The following is an 830-nucleotide window of genomic DNA, read 5'->3' on the forward strand; positions in this document are numbered from 1 at the left end:
TGCCTGCGGCCCCGGCAACAACGGCGGCGACGGGCTGGAGGCCGCCATGCATCTGCAGCGCGATGGGCGGCGGGTGGTGGTGACTTGGCTGGGCACCCCGGAGCACGCGCCTGCCGATGCCCGAAAGTCGTGGGAGCGCGCACGGGCTACGGGGGTGATCTGGGCCGACGTCCCACCTTCCAACATGACCGCCGCGGACCTGTGCATCGATGCACTGCTGGGGATTGGCATCACATCGACCACCACGCGGACGCCCGACAGCCGCATGCTGGCCATGCTGACGGCCCTGCATCACAGCCCGGCGCCCGTGCTCGCCGTGGACCTGCCGTCGGGCCTGGATGCCGACACCGGCCAGTTCGCTGCAGGTTTCAACCCACCGACACCTACAACAGCCCACTCATCCCAGAAGACGCGCCACACGCTCAGCCTGCTGACGCTCAAGCCCGGCCTGTTCACGGCCTCGGGGCGTGACGCCGCCGGTAGCGTGTGGCTGGATGACCTGGGGCTATCCCCAGACTACGAGCCCCCCAGCGCGTGGTTGACCGGCCCCGCAAAGCCCCCCCCCCGCAGCCATGCCAGCCACAAGGGCAGCTACGGCGACGTGGCCGTGGTGGGCGGTGAGGGCCTGGCGGCGCGCGGCCTGGGCATGACGGGCGCGGCGCTGCTGGCGGCATCGGCAGCATTGCATGCCGGCGCGGGCCGGGTGCTGGTGGCCTTGCTGGACGAGGGCCGGATGGCACTGGACACAACGCAGCCCGAATTGATGTTGCGCCGCTTTGACGCGCTGGCGCTGGAAGAGCTCACGGTGGTGTGCGGCTGCGGCGGTGGCC

At 71.1% G+C, this 830-nt stretch carries 1 protein-coding gene; it reads left to right on the top strand.

Features of this window, described 5'->3' with window-relative positions; all coding sequences use genetic code 11:
- Positions 1–830: NAD(P)H-hydrate epimerase (locus tag ACDELDRAFT_RS23185; RefSeq protein ID WP_005801754.1), on the top strand; the 830-nt coding region annotated here is incomplete at both ends.

Origin of the sequence: Acidovorax delafieldii 2AN (genome assembly GCF_000175235.1) — a bacterium.
Lineage (GTDB): Bacteria > Pseudomonadota > Gammaproteobacteria > Burkholderiales > Burkholderiaceae_C > Acidovorax > Acidovorax delafieldii_B.